At 71.9% G+C, this 26,146-nt stretch carries 25 protein-coding genes; 10 read left to right on the top strand and 15 right to left on the bottom strand.

Annotated elements, in window-relative coordinates; translation table 11 throughout:
* Positions 1-338: 338 nt before the first annotated feature.
* Positions 339-1,358 (bottom strand): GlxA family transcriptional regulator, encoded by a 1,020-nt coding sequence (locus ACZ601_RS36575; RefSeq protein ID WP_469546010.1) that lies wholly within the window; start codon positions 1,356-1,358, stop codon positions 339-341.
* 74 nt (positions 1,359-1,432) lie between these two features.
* On the opposite strand from ACZ601_RS36575, the gene ACZ601_RS36570 reads away from it, so the two are divergent.
* Positions 1,433-2,017, top strand: coding sequence for a cysteine hydrolase family protein (locus tag ACZ601_RS36570; protein WP_469546008.1), 585 nt, complete (start codon positions 1,433-1,435; stop codon positions 2,015-2,017).
* A gap of 9 nt (positions 2,018-2,026) precedes the next feature.
* Here ACZ601_RS36570 and proC read toward each other — a convergent pair whose 3' ends face one another.
* From proC to ACZ601_RS36520, 10 genes are all read right to left on the bottom strand, one after another.
* Positions 2,027-2,836 carry a pyrroline-5-carboxylate reductase gene (gene proC, locus ACZ601_RS36565; RefSeq protein ID WP_440578859.1) on the bottom strand — a complete coding sequence of 270 codons (810 nt, stop codon included), beginning with the start codon at positions 2,834-2,836 and terminating at the stop codon, positions 2,027-2,029.
* 77 nt (positions 2,837-2,913) lie between these two features.
* Positions 2,914-3,675, bottom strand: a complete 762-nt coding sequence (locus ACZ601_RS36560) for an ABC transporter permease (RefSeq protein ID WP_469546004.1) — start codon at positions 3,673-3,675, stop codon at positions 2,914-2,916.
* Positions 3,672-4,439: an ABC transporter ATP-binding protein gene (locus ACZ601_RS36555; RefSeq protein WP_469546001.1), complete on the bottom strand. Its 768-nt coding sequence runs from the start codon at positions 4,437-4,439 to the stop codon at positions 3,672-3,674. Before ACZ601_RS36555 ends, ACZ601_RS36560 begins: the two co-directional genes overlap by 4 nt.
* 63 nt (positions 4,440-4,502) lie before the next feature.
* Complete coding sequence (locus tag ACZ601_RS36550) at positions 4,503-5,333, bottom strand: class I SAM-dependent methyltransferase (RefSeq protein WP_469545999.1); 831 nt, start codon at positions 5,331-5,333, stop codon at positions 4,503-4,505.
* Positions 5,334-5,415: 82 nt separating this feature from the next.
* Positions 5,416-5,988, bottom strand: coding sequence for a hypothetical protein (locus tag ACZ601_RS36545; protein WP_469545996.1), 573 nt, complete (start codon positions 5,986-5,988; stop codon positions 5,416-5,418).
* A 78-nt stretch (positions 5,989-6,066) separates the two neighbouring features.
* Positions 6,067-6,543, bottom strand: coding sequence for an acetyltransferase (locus ACZ601_RS36540; RefSeq protein WP_440579092.1), 477 nt, complete (start codon positions 6,541-6,543; stop codon positions 6,067-6,069).
* A gap of 186 nt (positions 6,544-6,729) precedes the next feature.
* A complete protein-coding gene (gene ilvD, locus ACZ601_RS36535) occupies positions 6,730-8,580 on the bottom strand; it encodes a dihydroxy-acid dehydratase (protein ID WP_469545993.1) in 1,851 nt (616 codons plus the stop codon).
* 126 nt (positions 8,581-8,706) lie between these two features.
* Complete coding sequence (locus tag ACZ601_RS36530) at positions 8,707-9,336, bottom strand: TetR/AcrR family transcriptional regulator (protein ID WP_469545990.1); 630 nt, start codon at positions 9,334-9,336, stop codon at positions 8,707-8,709.
* Positions 9,333-10,148, bottom strand: coding sequence for a sugar phosphate isomerase/epimerase family protein (locus tag ACZ601_RS36525; protein ID WP_440579290.1), 816 nt, complete (start codon positions 10,146-10,148; stop codon positions 9,333-9,335). Before ACZ601_RS36525 ends, ACZ601_RS36530 begins: the two co-directional genes overlap by 4 nt.
* Positions 10,149-10,254: 106 nt before the next feature.
* On the bottom strand, positions 10,255-11,205 hold the full coding sequence (locus ACZ601_RS36520; RefSeq protein WP_440579289.1) for a Ppx/GppA family phosphatase: 951 nt from the start codon (positions 11,203-11,205) through the stop codon (positions 10,255-10,257).
* A gap of 41 nt (positions 11,206-11,246) precedes the next feature.
* Between ACZ601_RS36520 and ACZ601_RS36515 the strand changes: the two genes are divergently transcribed.
* The gene (locus ACZ601_RS36515) at positions 11,247-12,086 is read left to right on the top strand and encodes a DUF3109 family protein (protein WP_469545987.1); all 840 of its coding nucleotides are present in this window, start codon (positions 11,247-11,249) and stop codon (positions 12,084-12,086) included.
* 74 nt (positions 12,087-12,160) lie between these two features.
* Here ACZ601_RS36515 and ACZ601_RS36510 read toward each other — a convergent pair whose 3' ends face one another.
* Positions 12,161-14,098 (bottom strand): hypothetical protein, encoded by a 1,938-nt coding sequence (locus ACZ601_RS36510; RefSeq protein ID WP_469545984.1) that lies wholly within the window; start codon positions 14,096-14,098, stop codon positions 12,161-12,163.
* Between the two features lie 217 nt (positions 14,099-14,315).
* On the opposite strand from ACZ601_RS36510, the gene radA reads away from it, so the two are divergent.
* Together radA and disA are read left to right on the top strand one after the other, a co-directional pair.
* Positions 14,316-15,728: a DNA repair protein RadA gene (radA, locus tag ACZ601_RS36505; RefSeq protein ID WP_469545981.1), complete on the top strand. Its 1,413-nt coding sequence runs from the start codon at positions 14,316-14,318 to the stop codon at positions 15,726-15,728.
* Between the two features lie 124 nt (positions 15,729-15,852).
* On the top strand, positions 15,853-16,977 hold the full coding sequence (disA, locus tag ACZ601_RS36500) for a DNA integrity scanning diadenylate cyclase DisA (protein ID WP_440576969.1): 1,125 nt from the start codon (positions 15,853-15,855) through the stop codon (positions 16,975-16,977).
* 73 nt (positions 16,978-17,050) lie between these two features.
* Here disA and ACZ601_RS36495 read toward each other — a convergent pair whose 3' ends face one another.
* Positions 17,051-17,896 (bottom strand): hypothetical protein, encoded by an 846-nt coding sequence (locus ACZ601_RS36495; RefSeq protein WP_469545978.1) that lies wholly within the window; start codon positions 17,894-17,896, stop codon positions 17,051-17,053.
* Between the two features lie 284 nt (positions 17,897-18,180).
* Between ACZ601_RS36495 and ACZ601_RS36490 the strand changes: the two genes are divergently transcribed.
* The 5 genes from ACZ601_RS36490 (at position 18,181) to cseC (ending at position 22,787) form a co-directional block, all read left to right on the top strand.
* The gene (locus ACZ601_RS36490) at positions 18,181-19,083 is read left to right on the top strand and encodes an HhH-GPD family protein (RefSeq protein ID WP_440576971.1); all 903 of its coding nucleotides are present in this window, start codon (positions 18,181-18,183) and stop codon (positions 19,081-19,083) included.
* 210 nt (positions 19,084-19,293) lie between these two features.
* Entirely contained in the window at positions 19,294-19,932 is a 639-nt protein-coding gene (locus ACZ601_RS36485; RefSeq protein WP_440576980.1) for a SigE family RNA polymerase sigma factor, read from the top strand.
* A complete protein-coding gene (locus tag ACZ601_RS36480; protein WP_469545975.1) occupies positions 19,920-20,681 on the top strand; it encodes a hypothetical protein in 762 nt (253 codons plus the stop codon). The genes ACZ601_RS36485 and ACZ601_RS36480 overlap by 13 nt, the downstream gene beginning before the upstream one ends.
* Positions 20,682-20,691: 10 nt before the next feature.
* Complete coding sequence (gene cseB / locus ACZ601_RS36475) at positions 20,692-21,399, top strand: two-component system response regulator CseB (protein ID WP_469545972.1); 708 nt, start codon at positions 20,692-20,694, stop codon at positions 21,397-21,399.
* Entirely contained in the window at positions 21,396-22,787 is a 1,392-nt protein-coding gene (gene cseC, locus ACZ601_RS36470) for a two-component system sensor histidine kinase CseC (protein ID WP_440576974.1), read from the top strand. The genes cseB and cseC overlap by 4 nt, the downstream gene beginning before the upstream one ends.
* A gap of 122 nt (positions 22,788-22,909) precedes the next feature.
* Here cseC and ACZ601_RS36465 read toward each other — a convergent pair whose 3' ends face one another.
* On the bottom strand, positions 22,910-24,481 hold the full coding sequence (locus tag ACZ601_RS36465; protein WP_440576975.1) for an MDR family MFS transporter: 1,572 nt from the start codon (positions 24,479-24,481) through the stop codon (positions 22,910-22,912).
* A 125-nt stretch (positions 24,482-24,606) separates the two neighbouring features.
* On the opposite strand from ACZ601_RS36465, the gene ACZ601_RS36460 reads away from it, so the two are divergent.
* Complete coding sequence (locus tag ACZ601_RS36460) at positions 24,607-25,191, top strand: TetR/AcrR family transcriptional regulator (protein ID WP_469545966.1); 585 nt, start codon at positions 24,607-24,609, stop codon at positions 25,189-25,191.
* Between the two features lie 19 nt (positions 25,192-25,210).
* Here the strand turns inward: ACZ601_RS36460 and ACZ601_RS36455 are convergent, their stop codons facing one another.
* Positions 25,211-25,951, bottom strand: coding sequence for a M23 family metallopeptidase (locus ACZ601_RS36455; RefSeq protein ID WP_469545962.1), 741 nt, complete (start codon positions 25,949-25,951; stop codon positions 25,211-25,213).
* Positions 25,952-26,146 lie beyond the last annotated feature (195 nt).

Raw genomic sequence — 26,146 nt, 5'->3', positions numbered from 1 at the left:
TTCCCGGTCGAAGCGGGCCTCGCATTTTCGCTTTCCAGTTCTTCGCTTTCGCGTTTCCCTTTCCGGCGAGTCCGACTCTATCAGATCCTTTCGGGCCTGATTCCCAGTCAGTGGGGCTTGTCTTCCCGGCTGTTGGGCCGTTCCGACGAGTGAGACATTAGCGGAATCCGGGGCCTCGACGCTAATCGGGGTCACGTTCCTTCGAACGTGGATTCCTCATTTCGCGAATGCGCACGCGGAGACAGGCGACAGCTGTCGCTCGCTCGTTGTGGTTACTGCGGAATGGCTGTCCGGGGACCGACCGGGGTCGGCGCTCACGTCGGACAACTCGGAGCACACTACGGATGCGATGCGGGCGTGTCAACCCCGGTCCCCGGCGGGGTGCGGTGGAAGGCGAGCCGGTAGTCGCGGGGGCTGGTGGCCAGGTGGGTCGCGAAGTGCTGGCGCATGGTGATCTCGCTGCCGAAGCCCGTGCGGCGGGCCACCTCGGGGAGGGGCAGATCGGTGCGCTCCAGCAGCTTCTGAGCTGCCGCGATGCGCTGGGTGATCAGCAAGCGCAGCGGTGTCGTGCCGGTGGTCGCCTGGAAGTGACGGGCGAAGGAGCGCGGGGACATACCGGCGCGGTCGGCGAGCTCCGCCACCGTGTGCGGTTCGGCCAGATGGGTCAGAGCGAATGCGCGTACGGCCGCGAGGGTGTCCGCGTCGCGGTCCGTGTGCGGGGTCGGGTGCTCGATGAACTGTGCCTGGGTTCCGGTGCGGAACGGGGCGGTGACCATCGAACGGGCGATCGTCGCCGCGGTCTCTGCGCCGTGGACCGTACGGACGAGGTGGAGGCAGAGGTCGATGCCGGCCGCGGTGCCCGCCGAGGTCCAGAGGTTGTCGTCGTGGACGAAGAGAGCGTCGGGTACGACGGTGACGCCGGGGTGGCGGGTGCGCAGGAGCTCTGTGAGGTTCCAGTGGGTGACCGCTCGTCGGCCGTCGAGCAGGCCGGCTTGGGCGAGGGTGAAGGCGCCTCCGCAGAGCGCGGCGATCGGTGTGCCGCGGGTATGGGCGCGGCGCAGGGCTTCGAGGACCGGTTCGGGCGCCGGCGTCACATGGTCGTCCAGCCCCGGGACGACGATCAGGTCGGCTCGGGCCAGCCAGCTCAGCGTGCGGTCGGGGGTGAGGGAGAGTCCGCCGCGCAGCGGAATGGGTGTGGTGGCGGCCGCGGTGCGGCGCAGGTCGAACGGCGGCACCCCTCGGTCCGTCCGGTCCACGCCCCAGACCTCCGTGATGACCGAGGCGTCGAACGCGCGGATGCCCGGGAAGGAGACGAGGGCGATCCGGGTGACGGCGGCAGGGGTGGAGGCGGCGGTCATGCTGGCAGTAAAGCATCGGTCGATGGCTTTGTGACCTCTGGGCCGTCGGGAGGGCGCGCGGAAGCATAGGGGCCATGGAGATCGCGGAGAACGCAGCGCTGGTAGTGGTGGACGTGCAGGAGGGCTTCGAGGAGGAGGCGTACTGGGGGCCGCGGAACAATCCGGCTGCGGACGAGAACATCGCCGGGCTGATCGATGCCTGGCAGGCGAGCGGGCGGCCGGTCGTCTTCGTACGGCATGACTCGCCCAAGCCGGATTCGCCGTTGCGGGTGGGATATCCGGGCAACGCCTTCAAGTCGTACGTGGAGGAACGGCGGGGCAAGGGAGACGGGCCCGAGCTGTTTCTGACGAAGAGCGTGAACTCGGCGTTCTACGGGACACCGGATCTGGCGGACTGGCTGCGCGAGGGCGGGGTGCGGCAGATCGTGGTGGCCGGTATCCAGACCAACATGTGCGCGGAGACGACGGCCCGGATGGCGGGGAACCTCGGGTACGAGGTGTTCTTCGCGTTCGACGCGACGTACACCTTCGACGGGACCGGCCCGTTCGGCTGGACGATGAGCGCCGAGGAACTGGCGCGGGCCACCGCCGTGACGCTGCACGGCGGTGGGTTCGCGAAGGTGGTGCGCAGTGCGGAGCTGATCGCCGCCGCAGGGTAGGGCCTTGGGTCAGCCGTTGCCGGAGGCGAGTTCGCGGCTGCGGTCGCGGGCGGCTTCGAGGGCGGCGATGAGGGCGGCGCGTACGCCGTGGTTCTCCAGCTCGCGGATGGCGCTGATCGTGGTGCCGGCCGGGCTGGTGACGGCCTCGCGGAGCTTGACCGGGTGCTCGCCGCTGTCCCGGAGCATCACGGCGGCGCCGATGGCGGCCTGGACGATCAGGTCGGCGGCCTGGGCGCGGGGCAGGCCGAGCAGGATTCCGGCGTCCGTCATCGCCTCGACGAGGAAGTAGAAGTACGCCGGGCCGGAGCCGGAGAGCGCGGTGGCCGCGTCCTGCTGGGACTCCGGGACGCGCAGCGTCTTGCCGACCCCGCCGAAGATCGCCTCGGCGGTGGCGAGGTGGGCGCCGGTGGCGTGGCTGCCCGCGGAGATGACGGACATGCCCTCGTCGACCAGGACGGGGGTGTTCGGCATGACCCGGACGACTGGGGTGCCCTCGGTGAGGCGGTCCTCGATGAAGGCGGTCGTGATGCCGGCCGCGGCGCTGATGACCAGGCGCTCCGCGGTGACATGGGCGGCGAGCTCGTCGAGGAGGCGGCCCATGTCCTGGGGCTTGGCCGCGAGGATCAGGATGTCGGCGCGTGCGGCGGCCTCCGCGTTGCTGACGGAGTCGACCCCGTAACGGTTGCGGAGCTCCTCCGCGCGCTCGGAGCGGCGGGTGGTGACGAGCAGGTCTGCCGGGCGCCACCCGGCCCGGATCATGCCGCTGAGCAGGGCCTCGCCGATCTTGCCGGTGCCGAGGACTGCGACTGTCTGGGTCATGCGGTTTCACCCTCCGGGCGGTGCCGACCGTGCCGGCTGTTCTCGGTACTCGTGCCCGCCATCCTCGCACCGGCCCGTCAGGTGGTGCGGCGGCGGAGGGTGGCCGCGCCGAGGGCGAGGACGAGGAGGGCGCAGCCCGCCACGATCGCGATGTCGCGGACGAAGTCGCCGGTGACGTCCGGGTGGTGGAGGACCTCGTTCATGCCGTCCACGGCGTACGACATGGGCAGCACGTTCGAGATCGCTTCGAGGACGGGTGCCATCCGGTCCCTGGCGATGAACAGTCCGCAGAGCAGGAGCTGCGGGAAGATCACGGCCGGCATGAACTGGACGGCCTGGAACTCGGAGGCCGCGAAGGCCGAGACGAACAGGCCCAGCGCCGTGCCGAGCAGGGCGTCGAGCACGGCGACCAGGAGCAGCAGCCACGGGGACCCGGTGACGTCGAGGCCGAGCACCCACACCGAGAGGCCGGTGGCCAGGAGCGACTGGACCACGGCGACGGCGCCGAAGGCGAGGGCGTAGCCGGCGATCAGGTCGCCCTTGCCGAGCGGCATCGCGAGGAGGCGCTCCAGGGTGCCGGAGGTGCGCTCGCGCAGGGTGGCGATCGAGGTCACCAGGAACATTGTGATCAGCGGGAAGATGCCGAGCAGCGAGGCGCCGATGGAGTCGAAGGTGCGCGGGCTGCCGTCGAAGACGTACCGCAGCAGCGTGATCATGACGACCGGGATCAGCAGGAGCAGTCCGATGGTGCGGGGGTCGTGGGCCAGCTGGCGCAGGACGCGGGCGGCGGTGGCCAGGGTGCGGGCCGCGCTGAGGGGTGAGGTGGTGGTCGTGCTCATCGGGCGTTCTCCTGACGGGTGGCGGCCGCGTCGACCAGGTGGAGGAAGGCCTCTTCGACGGTCTCGGTGCGGGCGGCTGTGCGCAGCGCCTCCGGGGTGTCGTCGGCGAGGATCTCGCCCTCGCGCATCAGGAGGAGGCGGTGGCAGCGCTCGGCCTCGTCCATGACGTGGGAGGAGACGAGGAGGGTGGCGCCCCGGTCGGCGGCGAGGCGGTGGAAGAGGCTCCACAGATCGCGCCGGAGCACCGGGTCCAGGCCGACGGTGGGTTCGTCGAGGACGAGGAGTTCGGGGGTGCCGAGCAGGGCGACGGCGAGGGAGACGCGGGTGCGCTGGCCGCCGGAGAGGGTGCCGGCGAGGGCGGTGGCGTGGCTGGTCAGGTCGACCTCCGTGATGGCCCGGGTGACGGCTTCGCGGCGGGCGTCGCGGTGCCGGCGGCCCGGCTGCAGGATCGCCGCGAAGTAATCGAGGTTCTGCCGGACGGTGAGGTCGGTGTAGACGGACGGCGCCTGGGTGACGTACCCGATCCGTGGCCGCAGACCGGCGTGGCCGGCCGGGCTGCCCAGGACGTCGAGGGTGCCGGTGACCTTGGCCTGGGTGCCGACGACGGCTCGCATCAGGGTGGATTTGCCGCAGCCGGAGGGGCCGAGGAGTCCGGTGATCCTGCCGGTTTCGACGGTGAAGCCGAGGCCTTTGAGGACGGTGCGGTTGCCCCGTACGACCGTGAGGCCGCGGGCCTCGATGGCGACACCCGAAGAATTCATCATGTGATGAATTTTGTCGCGGTGGCGTCCTCTCGTCAAGGGCCTGCGGTCTCCGCGCCCGCCGGTTCAGCGGATGGTCACGCTCAGCTCGACGACGTACGTCTCCTCCACCACGCCGTCCGGGAAGTGCCGTGCGAGGTGTTCGCGCTCCTCGGAGAGGAAGCGCCGGGCGGGCTCGTCGCCGAGGACCAGGAACGCGGAGTGGCTGCCGAGGTTGGCGAGGTGGGTGTCCAGGGGGACGCGCCGGGTCCAGGGCACCCGGCGGTGTACGAACGTCAGCTCGGCCGGCAGGTCGCGGGCGGATGCGGGCGAGCCGTGGGCACCGGTGTTGGCCGCTGCGGGGCCGCCCGTCGTTGCGGGGGCGGCGAGCTCGGGCAGCTCGGCGGCGAAGAAGCTCAGCAGTCGCTCGCCCTGCTCCGCGATCCAGCCGACGTCGGGGTCGGCCACGTTCCACCACAGGGCCAGCGCGCCGCCCGGCCGCAGGACGCGCATGGCCTCGGGGGCGGCGCGGGCGGAGTCCGTCCAGTGCCAGGACTGGGCGTACGTGATCAGGTCCGCCGAGCCCGCGGCGAAGGGGAGGCTGTTGCCGTCGCCCCGTACCAGCGGGACGTCCGGCAGGGTCCTGCGTAGTTCCGCCGCCATCCCGGGGCCCGGTTCGACGGCGACGACGGCGGCGCCCCGGTCGCGTAGGCGGCGGGTCGAGATGCCGGTGCCGGCTCCGACGTCGAGGGCGCGGGCTCCTCGCAGCGGCCGGCCGGCGAGCTCCTCGACGGAGTCCAGGAGGGCGTCCGGGTAGCCGGGGCGGGCGGCACCGTACTGGGCGGCGGCGCGGTCGAACGACAGGGCGCGCGGGGGTGCCGGGCGGGAGCCGGGGTTCGGGGTTTCCGTAGTGGTCATGTACCCCATCGTGGCCCCGGCCACGATCCGCTGGACAGACCCCGCGGCGGCGCGCTACTCGCGGCGCGGCACTCGCGGCACGTTACTTGCGGCGGGCCTTCTTCGCCTTGGCCGTCTTGCGCGCCGCCGGGTTCCCGGTGCGGGCCGACCGGCGCTTCGCGTACCGGACCTGCGCCGCCTCGTACTCCGTACGCCGGAGCTTCTCGCCCGGGGCCTCGGAGAACGTACGGATGAAGTAGGCGAGCAGCCCGCCGATGAAGCCGATGGTCTTGAGGCCGCGCAGGTTGTCCTCGCGCGCGGGGTCGGCCGGGCGGCCGCTGAAGCCCTCCCACGTCTTGCGGAAGGCGATCGCACTGCAAATGGCGAACATCAGGACCACCAGCATGCCGACGAAGCTGCCGACGTCGGCGATCTCCAGACCCTGGTAGGCGAACCGCAGCACGAAGCAGGACGCGGCGGCCGCGGCGAGCGAACCGACGGCGACCCCGATGCGGCGCAGACCGTAGTGGCCGTCGTGGGCGACCCAGGTCGTGCCGAAGAAGCGGATGGGCTCGGGCTGCGGACCGGGGGCGGTCCCGGAGGCACCGGCGGGCGCCGTCGCGGACTCGGTCGTGCCGGGCGCGATGTCGTCGGGGGTCTCGCTGTTCTCGCTCACAGGATCGATTGTCCCAGGGCCGGGGCGGTGGCGTCGCGCCCGCTCCGGTCAAGGAACGGGCGCGGCGGCCGTCGCACGTCAGCCGCAGTGGCTCCACGGACTGGTGTACGCGTACGTACCGGCGGCCGTCTCGATCATGCCGCCCCACTTCACGCAGTGGCTGCCGGCGGCGAGCCGGACCGGGCCCGCGTACGAGGAGTACCTTCCCTGGTCCTTGACCTGCTCCTTGCCGTCCCCGTCGACGTCGAGCCAGGCGCCGGTGGTCAGCGCCTTGCCCTCGGTGGCGGCGGCGTGGAAGGTGACCACGCAGTTGAACTTGGTGCTCGCGTTGTAGAGCAGGTAGACGCGGGCCAGTTCGGCCGACGAGTCCTTGAACACGTGCGAGTCGATCTGGGTGTACCCCGATCCGCAGACGCCTGCCGGAGTGGCGGCGGCCGGCGCGGGTGCGATCGGCGTGGGTGCGGCCGACGCCGCACCGGCCGGGACAGCACCCAGTGCCGCGAGGGCGGTGACGGCTGACGCGATGACTACTGAGCTGCGTACGGAAGTGCGCATACTCCCCCAATCATGGTCATACATGGCAAGGGGGCGAGCTTACTGCGATCGACCGGTCACACGGAGTCGTTCTCGGGCCACGACGGGGCCGCACCCGCGACGGGATCGCACCCGCGTCCGGGCCGAAACGCGTCCGGCCCCTCGCGAGAGGGGCCGGACGGTGGAGCGGGGTGGTGCGTGCGGGTGTCAGCCGAGCTTGGAGACGTCGCGGACGGCGCCCCGGTCCGCGCTGGTCGCCATGGCCGCGTAGGCGCGCAGCGCCACCGAGACCTTGCGGTCGCGGTTCTTCGGCGCGTAGACGCCGTTCAGCGCCTCCCGGCGGGTGGCCAGCTCGTCCTCGGGGACCAGGAGCTCGATCGAGCGGTTCGGGATGTCGATCCGGATCCGGTCGCCGTCCTCGACGAGCGCGATGGTGCCGCCGGACGCCGCCTCCGGAGAGGCGTGGCCGATGGAGAGGCCCGACGTGCCGCCGGAGAAGCGGCCGTCGGTGACCAGCGCGCAGGTCTTGCCCAGGCCCCGGCCCTTGAGGAAGGAGGTCGGGTAGAGCATCTCCTGCATGCCGGGGCCGCCGCGCGGGCCCTCGTAACGGATGACGACGACGTCGCCGTGCTCGATCTCCTTGCGGAGGATCTTGTCGACGGCGTCCTCCTGCGACTCGCAGACGACCGCCGGGCCCTCGAAGGTCCAGATCGACTCGTCGACGCCGGCCGTCTTCACGACGCAGCCGTCCACCGCGAGGTTCCCCTTGAGGACCGCGAGGCCGCCGTCCTTGGAGTACGCGTGCGCCATGTCGCGGATGCAGCCGCCCGCCGCGTCCAGGTCGAGGGTGTCCCAGCGCTCGGACTGCGAGAAGGCGGTCGCGGACCGGACGCAGCCGGGGGCCGCGTGCCACAGCTCGACGGCCTCCGGCGACGGTGAGCCGCCCCGGATGTCCCAGTTCTTCAACCACTCGGCGAGGGTGTCGGAGTGCACGGAGTGCACGTCCTCGTTGAGCAGTCCGCCGCGGTGCAGCTCACCGAGGATGGCTGGGATGCCGCCGGCCCGGTGGATGTCCTCCATGTAGTACGTGCCGCCGGGCGCCACGTTGGGCGCGACCTTGGCGAGGCACGGGACCCGGCGCGAGACCTCGTTGATGTCGTCCAGCCCGTAGGGCAGGTGCGCCTCCTCCGCCGCGGCGAGCAGGTGCAGGATCGTGTTGGTCGAGCCGCCCATGGCGATGTCGAGCGCCATCGCGTTGTCGAACGCGGCGCGGGTGCCGATGGCGCGCGGCAGGACCGTCTCGTCGTCCTGCTCGTAGTAGCGCCTGGTGATCTCGACGACCGTGCGGCCGGCCTCCTCGTACAGCGCCTTGCGGGCGGTGTGCGTGGCGAGGACGGAGCCGTTGCCGGGGAGGGAGAGGCCGAGGACCTCGGTCAGGCAGTTCATCGAGTTGGCGGTGAACATGCCGGAACAGCTGCCGCAGGTGGGGCAGGCGTTCTCCTCGATGCGGAGCATGTCCTCGTCGGAGATGGACTCGTCGACCGCGTCGCTGATCGCGTTGACCAGGTCGAGCTTGCGGACCGTGCCGTCGACGAGGGTCGCCTTGCCGGCCTCCATCGGGCCGCCGGAGACGAAGACCGTGGGGATGTTGAGGCGCATCGCGGCCATCAGCATGCCGGGGGTGATCTTGTCGCAGTTCGAGATGCAGATCAGCGCGTCCGCGCAGTGCGCCTCGACCATGTACTCGACCGAGTCGGCGATCAGGTCGCGGGACGGGAGGCTGTAGAGCATCCCGGCGTGACCCATCGCGATGCCGTCGTCGACCGCGATGGTGTTGAACTCGCGGGGGACGGCGCCCGCGGCCAGGATCGCCTCGGAGACGATCCGGCCGACGGGGGCGAGGTGGGTGTGGCCCGGGACGAACTCCGTGAAGGAGTTGGCGACCGCGATGATCGGCTTGCCGATGTCCTCGCTCGCTACGCCCGAGGCGCGCATAAGGGCGCGCGCGCCCGCCATGTTGCGGCCGTGGGTGACAGTGCGGGACCTCAGCTGGGGCATCGTCTCTCGCTCCTTCGACAGAAAAGACTGATTTCCGAGCGTACGCCTGCGGGGCCAGGATCTGGACGGGGTGTCCGGAATCCGGGACCGGGATCCCGGGGTACGGGGGCGGAGCCCCCGGAACGGTCAGCTCTCGGTCAGGTAGCGCTGCAGCGTGGGGCCCACCATCGCGATGATCTTCTGCGGATCGGCGGAGGCCAGGGGTTCCGCCCGGATCACGTAGCGCAGTACCGCGATGCCCACCATGTGCGACGCGGCCAGCTCCGCGCGGAAGGTGGCGTCGGGGACGTCCAGCTGGTCGGCGATGCGGTCCAGCAGGTGCCGCAGTACGAAGACGCGCAGGACCTTCGCCGCCGCCTCGTGGGTCATCGCGGAACGCATGATCGCCAGCAGCGGGGCCCTGGACGCCGGGTTCTCCCACACTCCGATGAAGTAGCCGGCCAGCCGCTCCCCCAGGCCCTCCGTGCTGCTGCCGAGGATGTCCGGAATCACCAGGGCGGGTTCGAAGGAGAGCTCGATCGCGGCGGCGAACACCTCGTCCTTCGTACCGAAGTAGTGGTGGACCAGGGCCGCGTCCACGCCGGCCGCCTTCGCGATGCCCCGGACGGACGTCTTGTCGTAGCCGCGCTCGGAGAACTCGGTGCGGGCCGCCTCCAGGATGCGGGTGCGGGCGTCGGGGCCGGTCTTCGCCTCGGTGCGGGAGGGGCGGCCGCGGCGTCTGGGGGGCGGGGCCTGGCTCCCGTCGCCCTCGGTCACGGGCGCGGCGACGGGGCGGAGGAGGAGGCGAGGTGCAGCCGGGTGAAGGCCAGTGCCTCCGCCAGGTCCGCCTCGCGTTCCGCGGTGGACATCGCCCGGCGGGTGTTGACCTCGACGACGACATGGCCGCCGAAGCCGGTACGGGCCAGCCGCTCCAGGAGCTCGGCGCAGGGCTGGTCACCCCGGCCGGGCACCAGGTGCTCGTCCTTGCCGGAGCCCTTGCCGTCCGCGAGGTGGACGTGGGCCAGCCGGTCGCCCATCCGGTCGACCATGGCCATGCCGTCCGTGCGGGCGGTCGCGGTGTGCGAGAGGTCCACGGTGAAGTGCCGGTAGTCGTCGTTGGTGACGTCCCAGTCGGGGGCGTACGCGAGCATCTCGCGGTCCCGGTAGCGCCAGGGGTACATGTTCTCGACGGCGAACCGCACGTCCGTCTCGTCCGCCATCCGCCAGATCCCGGTGACGAAGTCACGCGCGTACTGCCGCTGCCAGCGGAACGGCGGGTGGACCACCACGGCCGAGGCGCCGAGCTTCTCCGCGGCGGCGCGGGCCCGCTGGAGCTTGACCCAGGGGTCGGTGGACCAGACGCGCTGGGTGATCAGCAGGCAGGGGGCGTGCACGGCCAGGATCGGCACCTGGTGGTAGTCGGAGAGCCGGCGCAGCGCCTCGATGTCCTGGCTGACGGGGTCGGTCCAGACCATGACCTCGACGCCGTCGTATCCCAGGCGCGCGGCGATCTCGAAGGCCGTCGCCGTCGACTCCGGATAGACGGAGGCCGTCGACAGGGCGACCTTCGCATCCGGGACGCGCACCACTGGTTCTGCCACGCAGACAGCGTACGGGCCCCGGTGCGCGGCGCCGAGGGAGCCCGGCTGAAAGTGAGAAGGGCCATGGCCGTTCCGCACCCGTCCGCCGCAGCCGTCAGGCCAGGGCCGCCGCGTCCCGCGTCGGGAGGTGGTCCAGGCGGCGCAGGATGACTCCCTCGCGCAGCGCCCAGGGGCAGATCTCCAGCTCCTCGACGCCCAGCAGGTCCATGGCCCCCTCCGCGACCAGGGCGCCCGCCAGCAGCTGGGCGGACCGGCCGTCGGAGACCCCGGGGAGGCTGCCGCGCTCCTCGGCCGTCATCGCGGCGAGCTTCGGCACCCACTCCTCCAGCGCCTTGCGGCTGAGGGTGCGCTGCACGTAGAGCCCCTCGGTGGAGCGGGCGGCGCCGGCGATCCTGGCGAGCTGCTTGAAGGTCTTGGAGGTGGCCACGACGTGGTCGGGGCGGCCGAAGCGGGTGAACTCCCCGACGCTGCGGGCGATGCTCGCCCGGACGTGCCGGCGCAGCGCCCGCACCTCCACCGGGTCCGGCGGATCGCCCCGCAGCCAGCCGGCCGTGAGCCGGCCGGCGCCGAGCGGCAGTGACACGGCGGCGTCCGGCTCCTCGTCGATGCCGTACGCGATCTCCAGCGAGCCCCCGCCGATGTCCAGGACCAGCAGCTTGCCCGCCGACCAGCCGAACCAGCGGCGGGCGGCGAGGAAGGTGAGCCGGGCCTCCTCCGCGCCGCTCAGGACGGTGAGGTCGATGCCGGTCTCGTCCCGCACCCGGGCCAGCACCGTGTCGGCGTTGCTCGCCTCCCGTACCGCAGAGGTGGCGAAGGCGAGCACGTCCTCGCAGCCCTTGTCCTCCGCCGCCTGGGCCGCGTCGGTGACCGTCGCCACCAGCCGGTCCACGCCGAGCGGGCCGATCGCGCCGTCCGCGTCCAGGAGCTCGGCCAGGCGCAGCTCCGCCTTGTGCGAGTGCGCGGGCAGCGGGCGGGCGCCGGGGTGCGCGTCGACCACCAGCAGATGAACCGTGTTCGACCCCACGTCGAGGACTCCGAGTCTCATATGCGGAACGCTACTGCCGCCCGCCGCCTTACTCTGGGCGCGTGCCAAAGACGAAAAAGGCGAAGCCGGACAAAGTAACGAAGAAGCAGAAGACGAAGCAGGAGATGCGGCAGGCGGAAGCAGAGCGGCCCGGCGGGCCGGACGAGACGGGGATCGACTTCGCGCGGGCCTGGGTGGAGTTCCCGGACCCCGCCGACGACGAGCAGGTCTTCCGCTGCGACCTGACCTGGCTGACGTCCAGGTGGACCTGCATCTTCGGCAGCGGCTGCCAGGGCATCCAGGCCGGTCGCGCGGACGACGGGTGCTGCACGCTGGGCGCCCACTTCTCGGACGAGGACGACGAGAAGCGGGTCGCGGAGAACGTGGCCCGGCTGACCCCGGAGCTGTGGCAGTTCCACGACGTGGGCACGGAGTCGGGCTGGGTGCAGACCGATGACGACGGGGAGCGCCAGACCCGGCGCTGGGAGGGTTCGTGCATCTTCCAGAACCGGCCCGGCTTCGCGGCCGGAGCCGGCTGCTCGCTGCACATCCTGGCGCTGCGGGAGGGCAAGGAGCCCCTGGAGACGAAGCCGGACGTGTGCTGGCAGCTGCCGGTCCGGCGTACGTACGACTGGATCGACCGGCCCGACGACACCCGGGTGCTCCAGGTGACGATCGGTGAGTACGACCGCAGGGGCTGGGGTCCCGGCGGCCATGACCTGCACTGGTGGTGCACGTCCGCGACCTCCGCGCACGGGGCCGGGGAGCCGGTGTACGTGTCCTACCGCCCCGAGCTGACCGAGCTGATGGGCAAGGAGGCGTACGACCGGCTGGCCGGGCTGTGCGAGGAGCGGCTCTCCTCGCTGCTGCCGATGGCACCGCACCCGGCCGATCCGGCGTAGTTCCTGCGGTTCGCGGCTTCCGGTTCGCGGCTTCCGGTTAGCGGCCTCCGGGGGCCGCGTTGGCGGGTGGTCGGTCAGTTCGCCGGGGGCGGGACGCTCGGGCTCTCTCCCGGGCCGGTCGGGTCCGGCGGGTCCGGGGACGGGCTGGGCTCGCCCGGGTCCGTCGGTGTCGTGGTGGGGTCCGTCGGGTCCGGCGTCGGATCCGTCGGGTCCGGTGTCGGCTCCGTGGGATCCGGTGAGGACGGTGACGGGTCCGACGGCACCGGGGGGCGCGGGTGGGCGGAGCGGCTCGGCTGCGGGGGGTTCGAGGGGTGCGGCCTGACGCCCGACGGGCGCCTCCCGCCGTCGCCGTGGATCGCGACGACAGAGCCCGACGGGGCGAGCGCGACCCGTGCCGTCCACCGCGAGGCCGGTTCGCGCCCGTGGTCGACGAGGACGCGGATCGTGACGCTGCCGCCCGCCGCGAGCTTCCCGGAGGAGCTGCTGAGGCGCAGCCAGGACGCGCCGGTGCGGGCCGACCAGGCGACCGGGCCGGCCTTCGACGCGGTCAGCGTGATCATCGTGGTGGAGCCGTAGGGGCGTGCCTCGACGGTGAGCCCGCCCGCGCGGTGGCGTCCCCCGTCATGGCCGGGGCGCGGGTCGGCGCTGATGACCTCGGCCGAGACGTCCGGGCGGCCTTCGTCGTCGGTGAAGCGGGAGCCGGACTCGGGGGTGGCGTTGCCGGCGTTCTCGTAGCGCCCGTACGGATCGCCGCTGCCGCTGCCGTCCGTCTCGGTCGCGGTGACCGAGGCCCCGTCGTGCCCCTCGCCGGTGAGCGGTGCGCCCCGGTAGGCGGACCACAGGGCGATCACCGGGGCGGCGACGACCGTGGCGACCACCGTCGTCGTCATGACCCTGGACCGCAGCCGGTCCCGGCGGGCGGCGTGGTCCTTGGGGTCCATCGGGAAGCCCGCCCGGTCGAACCGCGGAGTGGCGGACCGATTCTTCTGGTGCTTCTGGGCGTGGATCATCGCCACATAGGCGGACGGTCGCGGCGCCTCGACGACCGCGAGCGCGGCGGCCGGGGTGACGGCCGCGCCCGGCCACGGGCCCTCGGCATCGGCCCGCTCCGCGGTGCGACGGCAGCGGGGGCAGTCGTCCACATGACGTACGAGCTCGCGGCGCAGGGTGGCGGAGAGCAGCACGCGCCGGTCGCCGGTGAGCCGGCCCGCCGCGGGGCAGCCGCCCGACTCGACGACCGCGAGGGCGGCCCTGGTCCGCTCGACCTCGCAGGCGGCCGCGGCCAGGAGTTCCCTGGCGGCGGCGGTCTCCAGGCCGAGGACCGCGGCGACCGCGACCGGGGTGAGCCGGTGCCGTACCGCGAGCTCCAGCGCCTCCCGCTGTTCGGGGGTGGTGCCGGCGGCCTCGGGCCAGGCCAGCTGCGCCAGCTCCCGGCGGTGCGCCTCCGCGGCCGCGGGGCTCTCGGGGGCGGAGGCCAGGGCGGGGGCCGGGCCGGGGGCGTGGGCCAGGGCGGAGGCCGGGCCGGGGCCGTGGGCCGGGGTCGGGACGGGCTGTGGCAGCGCGGGCCGGGACGGTGCGGCCGGCGCCTTGGGGGTGTGGGCGGCCACGGGGAGCGTACGCCGTCCTGCACGCGCCCCCTGGACGGCCGGGGCGCGGCGGTTCCCCTTCACGGGCCCGGCCTTGCCGTGCTGCCGATGCGCCTGGCGGCCCTGCTTCTGCTCGGTGAGCCTGCGCAGGCACGTCCACCTGGCCAGCGCGTACAGCCAGGTTTTACGTTCCTCCTCGTCCGAGGGACACCGTCCGCCCTGCCGTTCCGCCAGCGCGAGGACACCGCCGAGCGCGTCGGTGGCGGCGTCGTGGTCGCAGAGCACGGAGAGGCAGTAGGTGAAGAGACCGTCGAGATGCGGCTCGTAACGGGCAGGCGGCTTCTTCGGTGAGGAGTGGGGCGCACGATGCTGCGTCCGGTGCGCGCCGGGGGTGCTCGCGGGTGTCTCCAGCCTGCTGCTCGTCACCTTGCGACCGTAGGCAGAACGGGGTCCGACCCTGGCGCCCCTTGGGTAGATTTAACCCTTTCGGGTGAGGGTATCGCGTAAAAGCGGACAGGATCGGGCGGGATTCCCGGTTCCCGGCGCCCCCGGACGGTGCGGAGAGGGGGCGTACGCCCGCGCGTGCACCCCTTCCCGCACCGCGCCGGACGGCACTGTCCGAGGCCACCTATACGGTGGCGCCATGGCCACCCGTACGAAATCCGCGAAGGACCGGCCGTCCTACCGCTGCACGGAATGCGGCTGGACGACCGCCAAGTGGCTCGGCCGCTGCCCCGAGTGCCAGGCGTGGGGCACGGTCGAGGAGTTCGGCGGCGCCCCCGCGGTACGGACCACCGCGGCCGGCCGCGTCTCCACCGCGGCGCTCCCGATCGGCCAGGTGGACAGCAGGCAGGCCACCGCCCGCTCGACCGGCGTCGGTGAGCTGGACCGGGTGCTGGGCGGCGGTCTGGTGCCCGGTGCCGTGGTGCTGCTGGCGGGCGAGCCGGGTGTGGGCAAGTCCACCCTGCTGCTGGACGTGGCGGCCAAGGCCGCGAGCGACGAGCACCGCACGCTCTACGTCACCGCCGAGGAGTCCGCCAGCCAGGTCCGGCTGCGGGCCGACCGGATCCGGGCGATCAACGACCATCTGTACCTGGCCGCGGAGACCGACCTCTCGGCGGTCCTCGGCCACCTGGACGCGGTCAAGCCGTCCCTGCTCGTCCTGGACTCCGTGCAGACCGTGGCCTCGCCCGAGATCGAGGGCGCGCCCGGCGGGATGGCACAGGTCCGCGAGGTCGCGGGGGCGCTCATCCGGGCCTCCAAGGAGCGCGGCATGGCCACCCTCCTGGTCGGCCACGTCACCAAGGACGGGGCCATCGCCGGGCCCCGGCTGCTGGAGCACCTGGTCGACGTGGTGCTGTCCTTCGAGGGCGACCGCCATGCCCGGCTCCGGCTCGTACGCGGCGTGAAGAACCGGTACGGGGCGACCGACGAGGTCGGCTGCTTCGAGCTCCACGACGAGGGCATCACCGGCCTCGCGGATCCGTCCGGCCTCTTCCTCACCCGGCGCGACGAACCCGTGCCCGGCACCTGCCTGACCGTCACGCTCGAAGGCAAGCGCCCCCTGGTCGCGGAGGTGCAGGCGCTCACGGTGGACTCGCAGATCCCTTCGCCCCGGCGCACCACCTCGGGTCTTGAGACGTCCAGGGTGTCGATGATGCTGGCCGTACTGGAGCAGCGCGGCCGGATCAGCGCGCTCGGCAAGCGGGACATCTACAGCGCGACGGTCGGCGGCGTGAAGCTCACCGAGCCCGCCGCGGACCTCGCGATCGCACTGGCCCTGGCCAGTGCGGCGAGTGACACACCGCTGCCCAAGAATCTTGTGGCGATCGGTGAGGTGGGGCTCGCGGGCGAGGTCAGACGGGTCACGGGGGTCCAGCGCAGACTGGCCGAGGCGCACCGGCTGGGCTTCACACACGCGCTGGTGCCGACCGATCCGGGGAAGGTCCCGGCCGGTATGAAGGTCACGGAAGTCGCCAACATGGGCGACGCGCTGAGAGTCCTCCCGCGCCGGTCTCGTACACAGGCCCCGCAGGAGGACGGCGCACGCCGGTAGACTTTGCCCTGGTCTCGCCCGTCCGTACGAACGGTACGAGGGACGTGGGGTGTTTCGTTCGGATCGTGCCCGATCCGGAGGAGGGGCCCCGAGGGCACCGCAAACCTGTGACCGGAGGAGTGCAGTGGCAGCCAGCGACCGGGCAGCATCGCCCGGAAAGTCCGGCCAAGGCACCGGTAACGAGGCGCTGATGCGCGCCTCGTTGAGTGCCGTCGCGCCCGGAATGGCCCTGCGGGACGGCCTGGAGCGCATTCTCCGTGGCAACACCGGCGGCCTGATCGTGCTCGGCATGGACAGGACGGTCGAGTCGATGTGCACCGGCGGCTTCGTGCTGGACGTGGAATTCACCGCGACCCGGCTGCGAGAGCTGGCCAAGCTCGACGGGGCGTTGATCCTCGACAAGGACATGACCAAGATCCTGCGCGCCGGCGTGCAGCTGGTCCCGGACGCCTCCATCCCCACGGAGGAGACCGGTACCCGCCACCGCACGGCGGACCGGGTCTCCCGGCAGTGCAGTTTCCCGGTGGTCTCGGTCTCGCAGTCGATGCACCTCATCGCGCTGTACGTGCACGGGCAGCGCCGGGTCCTGGAGGAGTCCGCCGCGATCCTCTCGCGCGCCAACCAGGCCCTCGCCACCCTGGAGCGTTACAAGCTCCGGCTCGACGAGGTGGCCGGCACGCTCTCCGCCCTGGAGATCGAGGACCTGGTGACCGTCCGGGACGTGACGGCCGTCGCGCAGCGCCTTGAGATGGTGCGCCGGATCGCGACCGAGATCGCCGAGTACGTGGTGGAGCTGGGCACCGACGGCCGGCTCCTCTCGCTCCAGCTCGACGAGTTGATCGCGGGCGTGGAGCCGGAGCGCGAGCTGGTCGTGCGCGACTACGTGCCGGAGCCGACCGCCAAGCGGTCGCGCACGGTGGCGGAGGCGCTCACCGAGCTGGACGCGCTGTCCCACACCGAGCTGCTCGAACTGCCCGTCGTGGCGCGGGCCCTGGGTTACAGCGGCTCTCCGGAGACGCTGGACTCCGCGGTCTCGCCGCGCGGTTTCCGGCTGCTGGCGAAGGTGCCGAGGCTGCCCGGGGCGATCATCGACCGGCTGGTGGAGCACTTCGGCGGTCTGCAGAAGCTGCTCGCGGCGAGCGTGGACGATCTCCAGACGGTGGACGGGGTCGGGGAGGCGCGGGCGCGCAGTGTGCGCGAGGGCCTGTCGCGGCTGGCCGAGTCGTCGATCCTCGAACGGTACGTGTAGCGGTACGCATCACGGATGAGGGGCGGGGGGGCGTACGCCCCCCCCGCCCCTCATCCGTGAGTCCTTCGGCGGGTCAGTCCTTCGCGAGGACGAACGAGGCGCGCTGCACGGGCTCGCCCGGCGCCTTGGCCTCGACCAGGTACGTACCGGGCCCGGCGTTCCCCGGCGGCGGCGTCACGCACTTCGGGGCGCTCTTGGCGCGGTTCCACTCCACGGTGTGGACGACGGTCGCGCCCGCCGGGACCTTCAGCAGCACGGCGGTCGCGTTGCGCGGGCAGTCCTTGGAGGACCACACCTCGTTGTCGTCGCCGCCCGCCTCGGTGATGGTGAGCACCGTGCTCTTCGGCCCGAGGTCGGCCTTGCAGTCGGTGGCGGAGGTGTTCTTGGCGATCAGCCGGAACTTCGGCTTCTCGCCGGGCGCGTAACTCACGTCGCTCTTGAGCGTCAACTGCAGTGCGCCGGCGGTGCAGTCGGGGACGGCGGAGCCGGCCGGTAGCCGCTGTCCGGCGGTCGTGCCGCCGGAGCCGGAATCCGAACCGCTGCCGGAGCTGCCGTCGGAACCGGAACCGGCGCTGCCCGAGCCGCCGTTGCCGGAGCCGTCGGAGCCGCCCGAGCCGCCGGAACCGGAGCCTGAACCTCCGTTGCCGCCGCCGTCGTCCCCGCCGGAGCCGCCCGACTCATCGCGCCCGCCCGGCTGTTCGCTGATCGCGGGGCCGGATCCGGAGGGCCCTGGCGTGATCGCGTCGGTGGGACCGGAGCCGGGGGCCCTGGAGTCGTCGTGGTCCCCGTTGCCGCCACGGGAGGTGACGGCCCATACGACCAGCAACGCGAGCAGCGCGATCAGCGTCGCCGCGACTGCCCTCCGTCGCCAGTAAATGGTGGAGGGAAGCGGCCCGATCGGATTACGCAAAGATCCCACAGCGCAAACTGTACGAGAGATCCGCCCCAACTCCCGCCCCACCCGCCGCCCCGATCCCAAGTTTTGCGGATCATCATCCCGGGAGGACGTATCCGCAACCCGGGATGCCCGCCGTGCGGCCACTTGCCGCAACCGGGTCCGGGGGGTGCGGCCAGTTGCCGGACCGGAGGTCAGGCGGCGCGGGGACAGACGGGTGGCCCTATCACTCCAAGGGCTCTTATGAGGGGCGACACCCCCGTGCACCCGTCCGTCGTCTGCCCTTCCGTGCCAGGATCGGAGGTGCGATGACTGCCACCACAGCGACACAGACGCCCCCCGCATCCCTCCACACCCCCGTCATCGGGTGGTTCGACCAGCACGCCCGCGATCTGCCCTGGCGCCGCCCCGAAGCGGGCGCCTGGGGTGTGATGGTGAGCGAGTTCATGCTGCAGCAGACCCCCGTCAACCGGGTCCTCCCGGTCTACGAACAGTGGCTGGCCCGCTGGCCGCGCCCCGCCGACCTCGCCGCCGACCCTCCCGGCGAGGCGGTCCGCGCCTGGGGCCGGCTCGGCTACCCCCGGCGAGCGCTGCGGCTGCACGGGGCCGCCCAGGCAATAACGGAACGGCACGGCGGCGACGTACCGAGCGAGCACGCCCAGCTGCTCGCGCTGCCCGGGATCGGTGAGTACACGGCGGCGGCCGTGGCCTCGTTCGCCTACCGGCAGCGGCACGCCGTCCTCGACACGAACGTCCGCCGGGTCTTCGCACGGGCGGCGACCGGCATCCAGTACCCGCCGAACGCGACCACCGCCGCCGAGCGCAAGCTCGCCCGCGCGCTGCTGCCCGAGGAGGACGAGCGGGCGGCGCGGTGGGCCGCCGCGACGATGGAGCTCGGCGCCCTCGTCTGCACCGCGAAGAACGAGGACTGCACGCGCTGCCCGATCGCGGAGCAGTGCGCCTGGCGGCTGGCCGGGAAGCCCGCGCACCAGGGGCCGCCGCGCCGCGGCCAGACGTACGCCGGTACCGACCGGCAGGTGCGCGGCCGGCTCCTCGCCGTGCTGCGCGAGGCGGTGACACCGGTACCGCAGTCGGCGCTGGACGCCGTGTGGGACGAACCGGTGCAGCGGGCCCGCGCCCTGGACGGGCTGGTCGCCGACGGACTGGTGGAACCGCTGGCCGGCGCCCAGTACCGGCTGCCGCTGACCTGACGGCCGGGCGGGGCTCGTCCTCGCCCGGACCGGGGTCTCTTCGCCCCACTCCTCCCGTGCTGTTACACAACCGATGGGCAGCCGTGCGTCGGCGTATGGCTGCTCCGCACAGCCTCGTGACAACCGCTCCGTAGCGTCACCGACGTCAGCCCGACGACTGAGCGGCTGGCAGCGGTACTACGGGGATCCACGGGGATGGAGGCGGTTGTTATGGCGCAGGGCGAGGTGCTCGGATTCGAGGAGTACGTGCGTACCCGGCAGGATGCGCTGCTGCGCAGCGCACGCCGGCTGGTCCCCGACCCCGTGGACGCGCAGGACCTGCTGCAGACCGCCCTGGCGCGTACCTACCGCCGCTGGGACGGCATCGCCGACAAGTCCCTCGCCGACGCCTATCTGCGCCGCGTCATGATCAACACCCGCACCGAGTGGTGGCGCGCCCGCCGGCTGGACGAGGTCCCCACCGAGCAGCTCCCCGACGCCAGCATCGAGGACGGCACCGAGCAGCGCGCCGACCGCGCCCTGCTGATGGACGTCCTGGGCGTGCTGGCTCCCAAGCAGCGCAGCGTCGTCGTCCTGCGACACTGGGAGCAGATGAGCACGGAGGAGACGGCCGCGGCGCTCGGCATGTCGGCCGGTACGGTGAAGAGCACCCTGCACCGTGCCCTGGCGCGGCTGCGCCAGGAGCTGGAGAGCAGGGAAGAGGCGGCCAGGGAGGCCCGGATCCGCGAGGACCGGGAGCAGCGGCCGGCCGCCCGTGCCGCGTCGGCCACCGCTCCGGTACGGACCCGGAGCGCGGCGCAGGGGATCGGGCGTCATGACGAGCGGGGGCGGGAGCGGTGCGCGGCCTGACAGGCAGCGGTGACGGCGGCGGCGCGAGCGACGACGCGGTCACCGACGGGGGAAGCGGCGACAAAAGCGGAAGCGGCGGCAGAGCCGGCGGCGGGCGCGGACGGCGGCTGACCGGATGGGCGGCGAGCAGTACGGCTCTGGCCGGGCTCGCCGTCTTCGGGCTGTTCGCCGTCAGCTGTTCCACCGGTGGTACCGGCACCCGCGACGAGGGCCCGGCGGGCACCCAGCCGGTCGTGCGGATCACGCCGACCGTCACGGCTCCGTCCAGGGCGAGGCCGACCCCGCGGGTCGACGCCGTCGCCCTGCTCAAGGCGGACACGAAGGTGAGCGAACGGGTCCGGACGGATCTGAAGCCCTGCACCGGTGACGAGTACCCGGTGGACACCTCGTACGGGAAGCTGACCGGCGGCCCCGGCGCCGACGTGGTCGTGAACGTGATGACCTGCGGCGATTCGGTGGGCGTCGGCACCTATGTGTACCGGCCCCGCGCCGACGGCACGTACGAGAACGTGTTCACGACCGAGCAGCCGGCGGTCTACGGGACCATCGACCGCGGTGATCTGGTGGTGACGACCCAGGTCTACGGGAAGAAGGACGCGGTCGCATATCCCTCGGGCGAGGAAGTGATCACGTACCACTGGGCGAACACCCGGTTCAGCGAGACGGACCGGGTGCACAACGACTTCAACCGAGCCGTCGGCGCCGGGGATGGGGACTTCCCGGAGCCCACGGAACCGACGAAGAACTGAGAGCTTTCCGATGGCCGAGACCCATGTCCTGTTCGTCGAGGACGACGACGTCATCCGCGAGGCCACCCAGCTGGCGCTGGAGCGGGACGGCTTCGTGGTCACCGCGATGCCCGACGGACTCCGGGGCCTGGAGGCGTTCCGGGCGGACCGGCCCGACATCGCGCTGCTCGACGTGATGGTGCCCGGACTGGACGGGGTGAGCCTGTGCCGCCGGATCCGGGACGAGTCGACGGTTCCCGTGATCATGCTCTCCGCCCGTGCCGACTCGATCGACGTGGTGCTCGGTCTGGAGGCCGGGGCCGACGACTACGTCACCAAGCCCTTCGACGGCGCGGTGCTGGTCGCCCGGATCCGCGCCGTGCTGCGCCGCTTCGGCCACGCCTCGGGCAGCGGACTGGGCAGCACCGCCGGTACGGAGGACGGGCCGGAGGGCGGGGTGCTGGTCTTCGGTGACCTGGAGGTCGACACCGAGGGCATGGAAGTACGCAGGAGCGGCGAGCAGGTGGGTCTGACGCCGACCGAGATGCGGCTGCTGCTGGAGTTCTCGTCCGCGCCCGGCACGGTGCTCTCCCGCGACAAGCTGCTGGAGCGGGTCTGGGACTACGGCTGGGGCGGCGACACCCGGGTCGTGGACGTCCATGTGCAGCGGCTGCGCACGAAGATCGGCCAGGACCGGATCGAGACGGTCCGCGGCTTCGGCTACAAGCTCAGGGCATGAGGCGGCCGTCCCTGCGGACGAGTGTCCGCTGGAAGATCAGCATCGCGATCGCCGCGGTCGGCGCGCTGATCGCGGTCGCGCTGAGCCTGGTCGTGCACAACGCGGCCCGGGTCTCGATGCTGGAGAACGCCCGTGAGGTCCAGCTGGAGCGGCTGACCTACGCGCAGCTGCTCTACGAGGCGAAGAAGACGAAGAAGGCCGACCCCCGGTTCGGCGCGAAGATCAACGATCCGACGATGCCGCGGAGCCTGCGCGAGGAGACCCGGAAGAACCGGCGTGCCACCCATGTGGAGGACGGCGGCGGGGTGCCGGACGTGTGGGCGGCCGTGCCGCTGCCCAACGGTGACGTGCTCTCGCTGCACACCCGGTTCGCGGACCGCTCCACCACGATCATGGGCGATCTGGACCGGGCCCTGATCATCGGCTCGGTCTCCGTGGTCTTCGGCGGCTGCGCGCTGGGGGTGCTGATCGGCGGCCAGCTGTCGCGCCGGCTGCGCAAGGCGGCGACGGCGGCCGGGAAGGTCGCGCAGGGCAATACGGAGGTCCGGGTCCGGGATGCCGTCGGCGGTGTCGTGCGGGACGAGACCGATGAGCTGGCCGGTGCGGTGGACGCGCTGACGGACGCGCTGAACGAGCGGATCGAGGCGGAGCGCCGGGTCACCGCGGACATCGCGCACGAGCTGCGCACCCCGGTGACGGGGCTCCTGACGGCGGCCGAGCTGCTGCCGCCCGGCCGCCCGACGGAGCTGGTGCGGGACCGGGCGCAGGCGATGCGCACCCTGGTCGAGGACGTGCTGGAGGTGGCCCGGCTGGACAGCGCCTCCGAGCGGGCCGAGCTCCAGGAGATCGCGCTGGGGGACTTCGTGAGCCGCCGGATCGCGCTGCTGGACCCGGATGTGCGGGTCCAGGTGGTCCACGAGTCGTGGGTCAGCACCGATCCGCGCCGCCTTGAGCGGATCCTGGGCAATCTGCTGGGCAACGCCGCCAAGCACGGCTCCACCCCGGTGGAGGTCACGGTCGAGGGCCGGGTGGTCCGGATCCGCGATCACGGGGCGGGGTTCCCGGCGGCGCTGCTGCGGGAGGGGCCGAGCCGGTTCCGTACCGGGTCGACCGACCGGGCGGGCCACGGGCACGGTCTCGGGCTGACGATCGCGGCCGGTCAGGCGCGGGTGCTCGGCGCCCGGCTGACCTTCCGCAACGCCGCCCCGGAGGGCGCGGCCCCGGGTGTGGGCGGGGCGATCGCCGTGCTGTGGCTGCCCGAGCACGCGCCGACGGACACCGGGAGCTACCCGATGCTCCAGTTCGCCGAGCAGCGCGGGCCCCGCTCGAACGGCAGGACGGCCGCGGGCAGCGGCAAGGACCCCGGCAACGGGGCCTCGGAGAGCTGATCGGGACGCTCCGGAGCCCGGCCGGCCCCGGTAACGGGAAGGCCCCCGGGGCGCACGCGGCAATCGCGCGCGCCCCGGGGGCCTCTCCGTGCGGCCGCACCCTTACGGCCGCACCACTACGGCTACACCATGCTCTCGGCCGGGTCCGGGGCCGCGCCGCGCAGCGGGACCTCCTTGACGAAGAGCGCCGCCACCAGGGCGACCAGTCCGACGCAGGCGCCCACCAGGAAGGCGATGTGCGTACCGGACGACACCGCGAACTCGTACGCCTCGCGCACCGGCACCGGCAGCTTCGCCAGGCTCGCCGCGTCCAGCTGGGCGGAGTGCGCGGTGGCTCCCCCGCCGCCGCGGGCGGCCATCTCGTCCTGCACCCGGCCGGTGAACAGGGCGCCCATGATCGCGACGCCGAAGGAGCTGCCGAGCGTACGGAACAGGGTGGTGGCGGACGAGGCGACGCCCATGTCCTTGAGCTCGACGCTGTTCTGCGCGACGAGCATCGTGATCTGCATCAGGAAGCCCATGCCGGCGCCGAGCACCGCCATGTAGATGCCCGAGGTGAGACGGGTGGTGCCGGTGTCCATCGTGGAGAGCAGGAAGAGTCCGGCCACCATCAGGATCGAGCCCATGATCGGGAAGATCTTGTACCGGCCGCTGCTGGTGGTGACGCGCCCGGCGATCAGCGAGACGACCATCATCGAGAGCAGCATCGGCAGCAGCAGGAGTCCGGAGTTGGTCGCGGACGCGCCCTGGACCGACTGCTGGAACAGCGGCAGGAACAGCACCGCGCCGAACATCACGAAGCCGGCCATGAAGCCGACCACGGACATCAGCGTGAAGTTCAGGTTGCGGAAGATGTGCAGCGGGATGATCGGCTCCGCGGCCTTCGTCTCGACGAAGACGAAGCCGGCCAGCGAGGCGACACCGATCGCGATGAGTTCCATGATCACGGCGGAGTTCCAGTCGTACTCCGAGCCGCCCCAGGTGGTCACCAGCACGATCGCGGTGATGCCGACCGTCAGCAGCCCGGCACCGAGGTAGTCGACCTTCGCCTTCCTCTTCTCCCGCTTGGGGAGGTGCAGTACGGCGGTGACCATGGCCAGGGCGACGATGCCCAGCGGGATGTTGATGTAGAAGGCCCAGCGCCAGCCGAGGTGGTCGGTGATGGTGCCGCCGACCAGCGGCCCTCCGATCATCGCGATCGCCATGACACCGGCCATCAGGCCCTGGTACTTGCCGCGCTCGCGGGGCGGCACCAGGTCACCGATGATCGCCATGACGCCGACCATCAGACCGCCGGCGCCGAGCCCCTGGATCGCGCGGAAGCCGATCAGCTGGCCCATGTCCTGGGACATGCCGCTGAGGACCGAGCCGATCAGGAAGATCACGATGGACGTGAGGAACATGCCCTTGCGTCCGTACATGTCGCCGAGCTTGCCCCAGATGGGCGTGGAGGCAGCGGTGGCAAGGGTGTACGCGGTCACCACCCAGGACAGGTGTTCCAGTCCTCCGAGGTCTCCGACGATCGTCGGCATCGCGGTGCCGACGATGAGGTTGTCGAGCATGGCCAGCAGCATGGCGATCAGCAGGGCGACGATCACCACCCGGACGCTGCGCTGCTGCGGCTCGCTCTTCGGCGCGCGTTTCGGCTTGCCGCCGGCCGCCTTCCCGTCCGTCGCCGTCTTCAGGTCCGACATCTTCCCCAACTCCCCTGATCCCCTGCTCACCGGGCCCTTACTTGCCGCCCGGCTAGTTGACTACACTGGGGGAAAGTACCCCCGCAACTAGCCGGGCGTCAAGTAAGTTAAGTATGGGGAGCACCATGAGCAGCACGACGCAGCCGCGCCGGGGCAATACCCGCCAGCGCATCCAGGACGTCGCTCTGGAACTCTTCGCCGAGCAGGGCTACGAGAAGACCTCCCTGCGGGAGATCTCCGAGAAGCTGGACGTCACCAAGGCCGCCCTCTACTACCACTTCAAAACCAAGGAGGACATCCTCGTCGGCATCTTCGAGGACCTCAACCGGCCCATCGAGGAACTGATCGCCTGGGGCCGGGAGCAGCCGCGCACCCTGGAGACGAAGAAGGAGATCCTCGCCCGCTACAGCGAAGCGCTGACCACCTCCGCCCCGCTCTTCCGCTTCATGCAGGAGAACCAGGCGACCGTGCGCGAGCTGAGCATCGGCAGGACGATCAAGGGCCGGGTCCTGGCACTCGTCGACCTGATCAAGGACCCCGAGGCGCCGATGGTCGACCAGGTGCGGTGCTTCAGCGCGCTCTTCACGATGCACGCCGGCATGTTCGCGCTCATGGACGCCGACGGCGACCCCGAGGACAAGCGCAAGGCCGTCCTGGAGGTCGCCGTCGATCTGGTCGCCCAGGCGCACGACCCGGGTGCCGCGAGGTAGCGGACCGGGCCGGTGCGGGTCAGACGTTGATGCCCACCTTGTGCAGGTAGTTGACCGGGTTGATCGCGGAACCGTAGTTCGCGGTGTTCCGGATCTCGAAGTGCAGGTGCGGGCCGCTGGAGTTGCCGGTGTTGCCGGACAGGGCGATCTTCTGCCCCTTCTTCACGTGCTGGCCGATGTGCACGTCGATCTTCGACAGGTGCGCGTACTGCGAGTACCGGCCGTTGCTGTGCTTGATCACGATGGCGTTGCCGTACGCGGGGCCGTCGCCGCCGCCGTTCGGACCGGCCTTCACGATGGTGCCGGTGTGCGCGGCCTCGACCTTGGTGCCGATCGGCACGGCGAAGTCCTGGCCGGAGTGCTTGTGCGCCCAGCGGCTGCCGTCGTTGCCGAAGCTCGCGCTCAGCTCGTAGTGGTGGACCGGGGTCTCCCAGCGAAGCTTCTTGGCGGCCTTCTTGGCCGCCTTCTTCTTGGCCTCGGCCTTCTTCTTCGCCGCCGCGGCCTTCTTCTTCGCAGCGTCGGCCTTCTTCTCGGCCGTGTGCTTGGCCGCCTTGCCCTGCGCGGCCGCCTGCTCGGCGACCGAGTCGGCCGTGGTGGTGCTCGCCGGGCTCGCGGTGTGGGGGGTGCCCGTCGTGCCGGCCGCGAACGCAGCGCCCGCACCGAGAACCATCGACGTACCCAGACCGGCCGCCACCACGGCGCCGCGCACACGGGAGGCGGACGGGCGGTGGGAGTGCTTGAACGTAACGCGCTTCGACATAAGCGGAAAACCTCCGGGATGACTGGACCCGGCACATCCGCCGGGCTGGCTATCCCTTGGTAACCCGCCACCCCGCCGGTGCTCAAACCCCCCATCTACGAAGAAAAGCCGTAGCCGACACCCCGGGAATTCGCTTCCCCGGGTCCCGGAACGCACCTCTCGCGAGCCGTCGAAATCTCTTCGCCCCTCTCCGTC

The organism is Streptomyces sp. NPDC104307, from assembly GCF_055584045.1.
The sequence above is the reverse complement of the archived record's forward strand: the minus strand, read 5'-3'. Positions and strand labels throughout refer to the sequence as shown.

Coding starts and splice junctions, on each gene's coding strand:
- ACZ601_RS36575 (WP_469546010.1), bottom strand. CDS start 1,358: ATGACCGCCGCCTCCACCCCTGCCGCCGTCACCCGGATCGCCCTCGTC.
- ACZ601_RS36570 (WP_469546008.1), top strand. CDS start 1,433: ATGGAGATCGCGGAGAACGCAGCGCTGGTAGTGGTGGACGTGCAGGAG.
- proC (WP_440578859.1), bottom strand. CDS start 2,836: ATGACCCAGACAGTCGCAGTCCTCGGCACCGGCAAGATCGGCGAGGCC.
- ACZ601_RS36560 (WP_469546004.1), bottom strand. CDS start 3,675: ATGAGCACGACCACCACCTCACCCCTCAGCGCGGCCCGCACCCTGGCC.
- ACZ601_RS36555 (WP_469546001.1), bottom strand. CDS start 4,439: ATGATGAATTCTTCGGGTGTCGCCATCGAGGCCCGCGGCCTCACGGTC.
- ACZ601_RS36550 (WP_469545999.1), bottom strand. CDS start 5,333: ATGACCACTACGGAAACCCCGAACCCCGGCTCCCGCCCGGCACCCCCG.
- ACZ601_RS36540 (WP_440579092.1), bottom strand. CDS start 6,543: ATGCGCACTTCCGTACGCAGCTCAGTAGTCATCGCGTCAGCCGTCACC.
- ilvD (WP_469545993.1), bottom strand. CDS start 8,580: ATGCCCCAGCTGAGGTCCCGCACTGTCACCCACGGCCGCAACATGGCG.
- ACZ601_RS36520 (WP_440579289.1), bottom strand. CDS start 11,205: ATGAGACTCGGAGTCCTCGACGTGGGGTCGAACACGGTTCATCTGCTG.
- radA (WP_469545981.1), top strand. CDS start 14,316: ATGGCCACCCGTACGAAATCCGCGAAGGACCGGCCGTCCTACCGCTGC.
- ACZ601_RS36490 (WP_440576971.1), top strand. CDS start 18,181: ATGACTGCCACCACAGCGACACAGACGCCCCCCGCATCCCTCCACACC.
- ACZ601_RS36485 (WP_440576980.1), top strand. CDS start 19,294: ATGGCGCAGGGCGAGGTGCTCGGATTCGAGGAGTACGTGCGTACCCGG.
- cseB (WP_469545972.1), top strand. CDS start 20,692: ATGGCCGAGACCCATGTCCTGTTCGTCGAGGACGACGACGTCATCCGC.
- cseC (WP_440576974.1), top strand. CDS start 21,396: ATGAGGCGGCCGTCCCTGCGGACGAGTGTCCGCTGGAAGATCAGCATC.
- ACZ601_RS36465 (WP_440576975.1), bottom strand. CDS start 24,481: ATGTCGGACCTGAAGACGGCGACGGACGGGAAGGCGGCCGGCGGCAAG.
- ACZ601_RS36460 (WP_469545966.1), top strand. CDS start 24,607: ATGAGCAGCACGACGCAGCCGCGCCGGGGCAATACCCGCCAGCGCATC.
- ACZ601_RS36455 (WP_469545962.1), bottom strand. CDS start 25,951: ATGTCGAAGCGCGTTACGTTCAAGCACTCCCACCGCCCGTCCGCCTCC.